The sequence below is a fragment of the Verrucosispora sp. SN26_14.1 genome (genome assembly GCF_004307965.1).
Classification (GTDB): domain Bacteria; phylum Actinomycetota; class Actinomycetes; order Mycobacteriales; family Micromonosporaceae; genus Micromonospora.
In genome coordinates this window covers 1-9,291 of the sequence record NZ_SISL01000234.1, presented here as the reverse complement: position 1 = coordinate 9,291, position 9,291 = coordinate 1, and the positions used below count along the sequence as shown (strand labels likewise).

Here is a 9,291-nt window from a genome sequence, read left to right as displayed (position 1 = left end):
CCGGGGGGCCGTCCGTGGGCGGATCCGGCTCCTCCTCGGGCGGCCCGGGCTCGTCCAGCCCGGCGTCGTGCAGCGCCCGGTCGAGGTCGGCGGCGTCCTGCTGCGGCGGGTCGAAGGGGTTGCGGCGGCGGCGGTGCGGCAGGGCCAGCCGGGCGGCGACCCGGACGTCACCGACGCTCACCTCGGTGCGCCCGCACCACGCCGCGTGGGCGATGGCGGTCCGCGCGATGACCAGGTCGGCGCGCATCCCGTCGACCTCGGCGGCGGCGCAGAGGGCGGCGATGCGGGTCACCGTCGCGTCGTCGAGACGGACCGTCGGCAGCAGGGTCCGGGCGCGGGCGCCCTGTGCGCCCAGCGCCGCGTCGGCGTCGGCGTAGCGGGCGGCGAAACCGTCCGGGTCGGCCTCGTACGCGAGCCGTCGGCGCATCACCTCGGCCCGCACCTGCGGGTCCCGGCTGGCGGCGACCTCGACGGTCAGACCGAAGCGGTCCAGCAGCTGCGGGCGCAGTTCCCCCTCCTCGGGATTCATGGTGCCCACCAGCACGAACCGGGCCGCGTGGGTGACCGAGACGCCGTCGCGCTCCACGGTGGCGCGCCCCATCGCCGCCGCGTCGAGCAGCACGTCCACCAGGTGGTCGTGCAGCAGGTTGACCTCGTCGACATAGAGCAGGCCACGGTGGGCGGCGGCCAGCAGGCCCGGGTCGTACGCGGTGACGCCCTCGCGCAGTGCCCGTTCCAGGTGCAGCGCGCCGAGGAGGCGGTCCTCACCGGCACCGACCGGCAGTTCCACCAACCGGGCCGGACGCGTACGGGCCGGTGGGTCGGCCGGGTGCGGCCCGTCCGGACAGTCCGGGTCGGGTGCCGCCGGGTCGCAGGAGAAGCGGCAGTCGGTCACCACGTCGACCGGGGGCAGGAACGCGGTCAGGGCCCGCACGGCGGTCGACTTCGCGGTGCCCTTCTCGCCTCGGACCAGCACACCGCCGATCGCCGGGGAGACCGCGCACAGGTTCAGCGCCAACGCCATGTCGTCCATGCCGACGACGGCAGAGAAGGGGTACGACCGCACGGCCACACCTTTCACCTCGCGTGGGTCCTCGCCCACGGCCGGTCACCGACCACGCCGACGCAGCGGCCGACGTGGCACGACGCAGCGAGTGTCTGGCTTCCGGTGGCCGGCGCGGGGCCGGACCGGTCACAGTGGCGGGACCGCCCCGGATTCGCCGACCCCGTTCGGGCCGGCTCACCGGTGTTCCCCACCGCGCCGTCGTCGCCGATGATGTCACACCGACCCCCCGGGGCGGCAGGGTCGCGGATTGCTGGACTACCGTTGCGCCGCGTGAGGTCCATGACATCCCCGGTCGCCGTGGTCGGCGTCGGCGCGGACGGCTGGGCGGGGCTCGGCGAGCGCGGACGCGACGCGGTGCGGCAGGCAGAGGTCGTGCTGGGCGGCCGGCGGCACCTGGACCTGCTGCCGGAGAGCGTACCGGCGCAGCGGGTCGCCTGGCCGACGCCGTTGCTGCCGGCCCTGCCCGACCTGCTCGCGACGCACGCCGACCGGCGGATCTGCGTACTGGCCAGCGGCGACCCGATGTGGTTCGGTATCGGCACGCACCTGGTCCGGCTCCTCGGCGCCGACCGGGTGCGCGTGGTCGGCCATCCCTCCTCGATCACGCTGGCGTGCGCGCGGATGGGCTGGCCGGTGGAGCGGGTCACCGTCCGCAGCGCGGTCGGCCGTGACCTGGACGAGGTCCGCCGCGACCTCGCCCCGGGCCGACTGCTGCTGGTGCTCAGCACCGATGCCGCCACCCCCGCCGCGCTGGCCCGGCTGCTGACCGACGCCGGGTACGGCGACAGCGAACTGACGGTCCTGGGCGCGCTCGACGCCGACACGGAGCAACGGGTCGACGGCCGGGCCGAGGGTTGGGCCGCCCCACCCGGCGATCCGCTGAACGTGGTCGCGGTACGGGTCGTCGCCGTAGCCGGAACGCGGGTGCTCTCCACCGTGCCCGGTCTGCCGGACGACGCCTTCGCGCACGACGGCGCCCTGACCAAGCGGGAGGCCCGCGCGTTGGCCCTGTCCCGGCTCGCACCCACCGGCGACGACCTGCTCTGGGACGTCGGGGCCGGCAGCGGCAGTGTGGCGGTCGAGTGGCTGCGCAGCGATCCCTCCACGTCGGCGGTGGCGGTGGAGGGCCGTGACGACCGCGCCGACCGGATCGTCGCCAACGCCCGGAATCTCGGCGTACCCCGGTTGCGGGTGGTCCGGGGCCGGGCGCCGCAGGCCCTCGCGGACCTGCCCGCGCCCGACGCGGTCTTCGTCGGCGGCGGGCTGACCGCACCGGGGGTGTTCGACGCGGCCTGGGACGCGCTGCGTCCCGGCGGGCGGCTCGTCGCCCACGCGGTCACCCTCGAAGGCGAGCGCGAACTCACCGACCAACTGGCCCGGCACGGTGGGGACCTGACCCGGTTGTCGATCGAACGCGCCACGCCGCTGGGCGGTTTCACCGGGTGGAAACCGGCCCGCGCGCTGGTGCAGTGGGCGGTGAGCAAGCCATGACAGTGCACTTCATCGGCGCCGGACCGGGCGCCGCCGACCTGATCACCGTACGCGGGCAACGCGTCCTGGCCCGCGCCCAGGTCTGCCTGTACGCGGGCAGCCTGGTCCCCGCCGACCTGCTCGCCACCTGCCCGCCGGACGCCCGGCTGGTGGACACCGCCGAGCTGACGTTGGACGAGATCGTGGCGGCGATGGTCGAGGCGCACCGCGACGGTCACGACGTCGCCCGCCTCTGCTCCGGCGACCCGGCCGTGTTCAGCGCCGTCGCCGAGCAGACCCGGAGGCTGGACGCGGCCGGGGTGCCGTACGAGATCGTGCCGGGCGTGCCGTCGTACGCGGCGGCGGCGGCCACGTTGCGCCGGGAGCTGACCGTGCCGACCGTCGGGCAGACGGTGATCCTCACCCGTACCCAGGCCCGGTCGACGCCGATGCCGCCCGGGGAGACCCTGGCCGAGCTGGGCCGCAGCCGCGCCACGCTGGTCCTGCACCTGGCGGTGGCGCGGACCCGGCAGATCGCCGGAGAGCTGGTCGGGCACTACGGGTCGGACTGTCCGGTGGCCGTGGTCGCCAACGCCAGCCGTCCCGACGAGATCGTGCTGCGCGGCACCCTGGCCGACATCGCCGATCAGGTGGAGGCGCACGGCATCCGCCGGACCGCGGTGATCATCGTCGGGGCCGCGTTGGCCGCCGACTCCTTTCCGGACAGTTACCTCTACTCCCCCGGCCGGGACCGTAGCGCCAAGCGTCCGCACGGGCCGACGGCATGAGCGCCGCGCGGACGATCCTGGTGATCGGCATCGGGGCCGGCGACCCGGGTCAGCTCACCCTCGCCGGAGCCGAGGCGATGCGCCGGGCCGACGTGTTCTTCCTGCTGGACAAGGGTGCCGAGAAGCACGACCTGATCGCGTTGCGGCAGGAGCTGCTGGCTCGTTTCGCCCGGCCGGAGCATCGGGTGGTCGAGGTACGCGACCCGGACCGGGACAGGACCGCCGCCGGGTACGTCTCGGCGGTGGACCAGTGGCGACGGGACCGCGCCGACCTGCTGGAGGAGGCCATCGCCGCGCACCTGCCCGACGGGGGCTGCGGCGCGTTCCTGGTCTGGGGCGATCCGGCGCTCTACGACAGCACCCTGGCGGTGGTGGAGGAGATCCGGGCGCGCGGCCGGATCGCGGTGGAGCACACCGTGATCCCGGGCGTCAGCAGCGTGGCGACGCTCGCCGCGCGGCACCGCATCGGGCTCAACCGGGTGGGCCGGGCGTTCCTGGTGACCACCGGCCGCCGGTTGGCCGAGCAACTGCCCTCGGACGTCGACGACATCGTGGTGATGCTGGACGCGAACTGTTCCTTCACCCACTACCTGGACGAGGACTTCGACATCTTCTGGGGCGCCTACCTGGGCACCGCCGACGAGATCCTGGTCGCCGGACGGCTGTCGGAGGTGGCGGAGCGGATCGTGGAGACCCGCCGGGAGGCCCGCCGCCGCAAGGGCTGGATCATGGACACGTACCTGCTGCGGCGCCGGGATCCGGCCGGCGAGGCGTGACCGGGCCGACGGGCGACGTGGCCCGGACGCGGGCGCGAGGGTGCCTCTCGCCGACCCGCGTCCGGGCGGTCACGTCGTCACCACCGGGTCAGTAGCTGACCGTCGTGGCGGTGGCGGTGTCGGTGACGATCGCGATGCCGGCGCTGGTGCCGAGCAGTTCGGCCCCGGCCCGCAGCAGCCCGACGGCCTGCGGGTAGGACTTGATGCTGCCGGACGCCTTGACCCGGCTCCGGCCGGCGGCCCGGGACACCAGGTAGCCGATGCTCTCCGGGTTGGCGACCTCGACGGCGCCGCTGCTGGCGTTCTTCAGGTACGCCGCACCCGCCTCGATGGAGAGTTCGATGGCGGTCTCCCGCTCGGCCGCGGTCAGCAGCGGCAGTTCCAGCATCACCTTGACCGGCACACCGGAGGCGCGGACGACACCGGCGATGTCCTCGCGGAACTCGTCGTACATGCCGCTCTTGAGCCAGCCGATCTGCACCCCGATGTCGATCTGTGCGGCACCGGCGCGCACCAGGCTCTCCGCCTCGAACGCCTTGCCGGCGCTGGTGGTCACGCCGACGGTCGGGAAGTCCAGGGCGGAGGCCACCTGCACGTCGGTGCCGCGCAGCACCTCGGCGACGACAGACACCCAGGAACCCGGCACCATCGCCGCGTTGAAGCCGTGGGTGAGCGCCTCCTCGGCGTGCGTGATCATGCGTTCCCGGGTGGTGCCCACCTCGATCAGGGTGTGCTGGATGTACGGCGCGAGGGCGGCCGGGGTCAGGTCGGCCGGCAGGGCCGTCGTGGCGGACGTCATGGCGGGGATCTCCTTTGTGCGGACGTGCGGCACCCGGCGGCCGGCGTCGCGCGCCTCGGCCGCCGTAGTGGCGGATCTGGGGATGGTCAAGGACCGGGTGAACGGGAGCGGCACACCGCTCGGTCGGGTCACGACCAGTCGATCAACACCTTCCCGACGTGGCCGGCGTCGGCCGCGGCCAGCGCCTCGGCCGCCTGGTCGGCGGGGAAGGGCGGGGCGAGCAGGTGCGCCAGCGCGGGAAGGCCACGGGCGGCCCGGAGCACGGCCGGGAACTCCGGCTGGGTGAAGACCCAGCTACCGAGCACCCGCAGTTCCTTGCGGATGACGTCCACGCCGGGGTCGATCTCCATGCTGTTGTTCGCGCCCAGCAGCACCACCGTGCCGTGCGGCCGGGCCAGCTTCATCACCTGCGCCTGCGCGGTCGGGTTCGCGGAGCACTCGAAGACGATCTCCGGTCCACGGCCCTCGGTGACCGCCGCGACGGTCGCGACGGGGTCCTGTCCGAGCGGGTCGACGACCACCGCCCCCAGCGTCTTGGCCAGGTCCCGCCGCCCCTCGATGGGGTCGACCGCGTAGACCTCGGCACCGGCGGCCACCGCGAGGGCCACCACGCTGCAACCGACCGGCCCGAGGCCGAAGACGGCGACCCGGTCGCCGACGCCGACCCCGGACTTGCGGACCGCCGAGTACGCGGTGCCGAAGTTGCAGGCGATCAGCGTCGCCAGTCCGTCGCTGACGTCGTCGGGTACCGGCAGGACGCCGGTCGTCGGAGCGGTGACGTACTCCGCGTCGGCGCCGCCCCGGTGGTTGCCGAGCGTCCGCCGGTCGGCGCAGAACATCGGCTCGCCGCTGTGACAGAAGACGCACTCGTCGCAGCCCGAGTGCTGGTAGACGATGACCCGGGTGCCCTCGGCCGGTCCGGCGCCGGAGGCGGCGGCTGCGGCGATCACGCCCACCGCCTCGTGGCCGGGCACGGTGTGCAGGCGGTTGTCGAGTTCGGCCGCCGGCTTGCGGTAGTGCGGCAGGTCGCTGCCGCAGACCGCCGACGACGTCACGCGTACCAGTACCTCGTCGGGGGCCGGCACCGGGCGCGGCACCCGGCGTACGACCGAGGTGCGGTCACCGGTCAGCATCAGCGCCCGCATCGACGGTTCTTCCGTGGGGTGGGCTTCCATCTCGCGTTCTCCTCGAATGGTGCGTGTCACGCCGCAGCCAGGTCCGTCACGTCGAGGTACCGGCTGTACAGGGCGTCGTAGACAGGGACGGTGGTGGGATCGGGCAGGTGGCGGCGGGCGGCGGCGGGGGAACCGGCGGCGTGCGCCAGATCCGGGTACCGGCCGAGGCCCACCCAGGCGGAGAGGGCGGCGCCGCGCAGCGGTGCGGCCTGCGGATCGCCGGCCGGGACCTCGATGGCGCGGCCGGTGACGTCGGCCAAGATCTGGCCGAAGACCTCCGAGCGGGCACCGCCGCCGATCGCGGTCAACGTCGGTCCGGCCAGGTCCGTCGGCAGGTGCCGCAGCACGTCGCGGACCTGGAGGGCGATTCCCTCCATGGTGGCCCGGACCAGGGCGCCCGGTCCGTGGGTGAAGTCGAGGCCGTCGATCCGGCCGCCGGCCGCCGTCCAGTGCGGGGTGCCGACGCCGGCCATGGTGGGCGCGAAGAGCAGACCGCGTGCGCCGGGTTCGACCTGCCGGGCGTCGGCCGACATCCGCTCGTACGCCGTGTCGTCGTCGCCGTAGCGCAGCAGAGTCCGCAGCCAGCGCAGTGCCGACCCGCAGGCCGGGATGGTGCCCTCGACCGAGACGCAGTTCTCGACGACGTGGGCGGCGCGGACGAACCCGGCGGGGTCGACGACGTCACCGACGGCGGCCGGGAAGACCATCGTCGCCGAGGTGCCGAGGTTGACGGTGGCGGCGCCGGGACGGACCCCGCCGCCACCGGCCGCCGAGCACTGCTGGTCGCCGCCGCCCACGTACACGGGCAGCCCGCGCGGCAGGCCGGTGGCGTCGGCCACCTCGTCGCGCAGGGCACCGGCGACGTCGGTGGCCGCGCGCAGCTCGGGCAGGCGGGCACCGTCGAGGTCGAACGCCGTGAGCAGGTCGTCGCTCCACTGCCCGGCGTGCAGGTCCAGCAGGCCGTACCAGGAGGCGCAACTGCGGTCGACCTGCGGTCGGCCGCCGGTCAACCGCGCCAGCAGCCATTCCTGGACACCGACGAAGGAGGACGACGCGGCGTACGCCTCGGGGGCGTGGGTCCGCAGCCAGACGAGGGTGGCCAGGGCCGGCATGGTGCTCAGCGGCATCCCCGACACCCGGCTGTAGGTGTCCGGGTCGACGGCCGCCCGCAGGGCGTCCAGCTCGCTCGCGCCCCGCTGGTCCATCCAGAGCACCAGCGGGGTGACCGGGCGCAGGTCGGCGTCGAGTCCGGCGACGGAGGCCCGCTGGGTGGACAGGGTCAGCGCGACCACCCGGTGCCCGGCCTGTGCGGCCACGGCCCGCATGGCACGCAGCTCCCCGACGGTCACCTCCCACATCGCCGGCAGGGACTGTTCCGCCCGGCCCGGCTGCGGGTGGTCGACGGCCAACTCCCGGCTGTGTTGGCCGTGCACCTCGCCCCGCTCGTCGACCAGGGCGCAACGGATCCCGGTCGTGCCGGCGTCGACCACACACACGACGTCGGTCATCCCTTGACCGCCCCGAAGCTCATGCCGGTGACGAGCTGCTTCTGCGACAGGAAGAGCACGATGGCGACGGGCAGCACAGCCAGCGTGCCGGCGGCCATCATCGGGCCGATCGCCACCGACTGGAACTGCATGAACCCGAGCATCGCCACCGAGACGGTCTTCGCCTCGCCGCTGGCCAGGGTCAACGCGAAGACGAACTCGTTCCAGGAGAAGATGAAGTTCAACACCGCCGCCGCGGCGACGCCGTTGCGCACCATCGGCCACGCCACGCTGACGAACTTGCGGGTCTCCGAGCAGCCGTCCAGGTCGGCGGCCTCGAAGACCGCGGCCGGCAGGTCGGCGAAGAAGCTGCGCAGCAGGAAGAACGTCACCGCGAGGTTGACCACCGTGTGCATCACGGTCAGCGCCCAGACCGTGTCGATGCCGCCGAGCTGGCGGAACAGCACGAAGTACGGGATGACCACGACGACGGCGGGGAGCATCCGGGTGGACAGCACCCAGAACTCGAAGTCGGCGCGGCCCCGGAACTTCATCCGGGCGCAGGCGTACGCGGCCGGGGTGGCGGCGGCGATGGCGATCGCCGAGGACACCACGGCGACCAGGACCGAGCGGCCGATCGCCGACATGAAGTCCGCGTCGCCGAACAGGTCGACGACGTTGAACATGTAGAGCGGGGCCAGCCAGTCCGGCGACCCACCACGGATGTCGCTGGGGGCGGCGAAGCCGACGCGGAGCATGAAGGCGAACGGCAGGACCGACCAGAGGATGAGGCCCCAGATCGCCACGGTCCGCAGGACCCGGCCTTTGCGCGTCTCGTGCACTAGTGCTCCAACCGTTGCAGCGCGGGCGCGGCGAACCGCTTGCCGAGGATGAAGAGGACGACGAGCAGCAGCAGGCCGAGCGCGGACGCCTCGCCGATGTGCAGGTCGTTGAAGGCGGTCCGGTAGATGCGGACGACGAGCGTCTCGGTCGCCGCGCCCGGTCCTCCCCCGGTGATGATCCAGATCGAGTCGAAGGTGCGAATCGCGTCGATCGCGCGGATCGTCACGACGAAGGCCACCAGCGGCTTGAGCATCGGCAACGCGATGCGGACCAGCCGCTGCACGGCGTTCGCGCCGTCCAGGGCGCCCGCCTCGAAGGTCTCGTCCGGCAGCGACTTGAGCCCGGCGAGCATGACCAGCGTGATGAACGGCGCCCACTGCCAGATGTCGACCACCACGAGGGCCACCACGGCCAGCATCGGCTCGGACGTCCAGCCCGGAGTCGGCAGGCCGAGCGCGCCCAGGGTGGCGTTGATCTGCCCGCCGTCCGGGTTGAGCATCAACCGCCAGGAGAGGTACGCCGCCACCGGCGTGGCGCCGAAGGGCAGCACCAGCAGGGCCAGGTAGAGCCGGCTGCCGCGCAGTGGCCGCCAGAGCAGCGAGGCCGCGAGCGTACCCAGGGCGAACTCGGCGACCACGGCGACCACCACCATGCCGACGGTGAGCAGCACCGCGCGCAGCAGACCGGGCTCGGAGAGCGCGTCGGCGAAGTTGGCCAGGCCGGCGAACCCCTGCTCGTCCGGGCGGGTCAGGTCGTTGCGACGCAACGACCCGACCAGCACCGACACGAACGGGTAGAGCGTGAACGCGAGCAGCAGCACGGTCATCGGCGCGAGCATGCCGACGAGGAAGAGTCGCCGGCCCCGGTCCTCGCGGGGGCGGCGACTC

At 73.7% G+C, this 9,291-nt stretch carries 9 protein-coding genes; 3 read left to right on the top strand and 6 right to left on the bottom strand.

Features of this window, described 5'->3' with window-relative positions; translation table 11 throughout:
• A partial coding sequence (locus EYA84_RS19830; RefSeq protein WP_201272433.1) for an ATP-binding protein occupies positions 1-1,033 on the bottom strand: 1,033 nt, incomplete at its 3' end.
• 312 nt (positions 1,034-1,345) lie between these two features.
• On the opposite strand from EYA84_RS19830, the gene cbiE reads away from it, so the two are divergent.
• Genes cbiE through cobF form a run of 3 tightly spaced genes read left to right on the top strand, consistent with a single transcriptional unit; the run spans position 1,346 to position 4,100 of the window.
• On the top strand, positions 1,346-2,557 hold the full coding sequence (gene cbiE / locus EYA84_RS19825) for a precorrin-6y C5,15-methyltransferase (decarboxylating) subunit CbiE (RefSeq protein ID WP_131054544.1): 1,212 nt from the start codon (positions 1,346-1,348) through the stop codon (positions 2,555-2,557).
• Positions 2,554-3,324 (top strand): precorrin-4 C(11)-methyltransferase, encoded by a 771-nt coding sequence (gene cobM, locus EYA84_RS19820; RefSeq protein ID WP_131054543.1) that lies wholly within the window; start codon positions 2,554-2,556, stop codon positions 3,322-3,324. The genes cbiE and cobM overlap by 4 nt, the downstream gene beginning before the upstream one ends.
• Entirely contained in the window at positions 3,321-4,100 is a 780-nt protein-coding gene (gene cobF / locus EYA84_RS19815) for a precorrin-6A synthase (deacetylating) (RefSeq protein ID WP_131054542.1), read from the top strand. Before cobM ends, cobF begins: the two co-directional genes overlap by 4 nt.
• Positions 4,101-4,188: 88 nt before the next feature.
• Here cobF and deoC read toward each other — a convergent pair whose 3' ends face one another.
• From deoC to EYA84_RS19790, 5 genes are all read right to left on the bottom strand, one after another.
• A complete protein-coding gene (gene deoC, locus EYA84_RS19810) occupies positions 4,189-4,899 on the bottom strand; it encodes a deoxyribose-phosphate aldolase (protein WP_131054541.1) in 711 nt (236 codons plus the stop codon).
• Between the two features lie 128 nt (positions 4,900-5,027).
• Positions 5,028-6,074 (bottom strand): zinc-binding dehydrogenase, encoded by a 1,047-nt coding sequence (locus tag EYA84_RS19805; protein WP_131054540.1) that lies wholly within the window; start codon positions 6,072-6,074, stop codon positions 5,028-5,030.
• A gap of 26 nt (positions 6,075-6,100) precedes the next feature.
• Positions 6,101-7,582: an FGGY-family carbohydrate kinase gene (locus EYA84_RS19800; RefSeq protein WP_131054539.1), complete on the bottom strand. Its 1,482-nt coding sequence runs from the start codon at positions 7,580-7,582 to the stop codon at positions 6,101-6,103.
• Entirely contained in the window at positions 7,579-8,403 is an 825-nt protein-coding gene (locus EYA84_RS19795; RefSeq protein ID WP_131054538.1) for a carbohydrate ABC transporter permease, read from the bottom strand. The genes EYA84_RS19800 and EYA84_RS19795 overlap by 4 nt, the downstream gene beginning before the upstream one ends.
• On the bottom strand, positions 8,403-9,291 hold an 889-nt coding region (locus EYA84_RS19790), incomplete at its 5' end, for a carbohydrate ABC transporter permease (protein ID WP_131054537.1). The genes EYA84_RS19790 and EYA84_RS19795, both read right to left, overlap by 1 nt.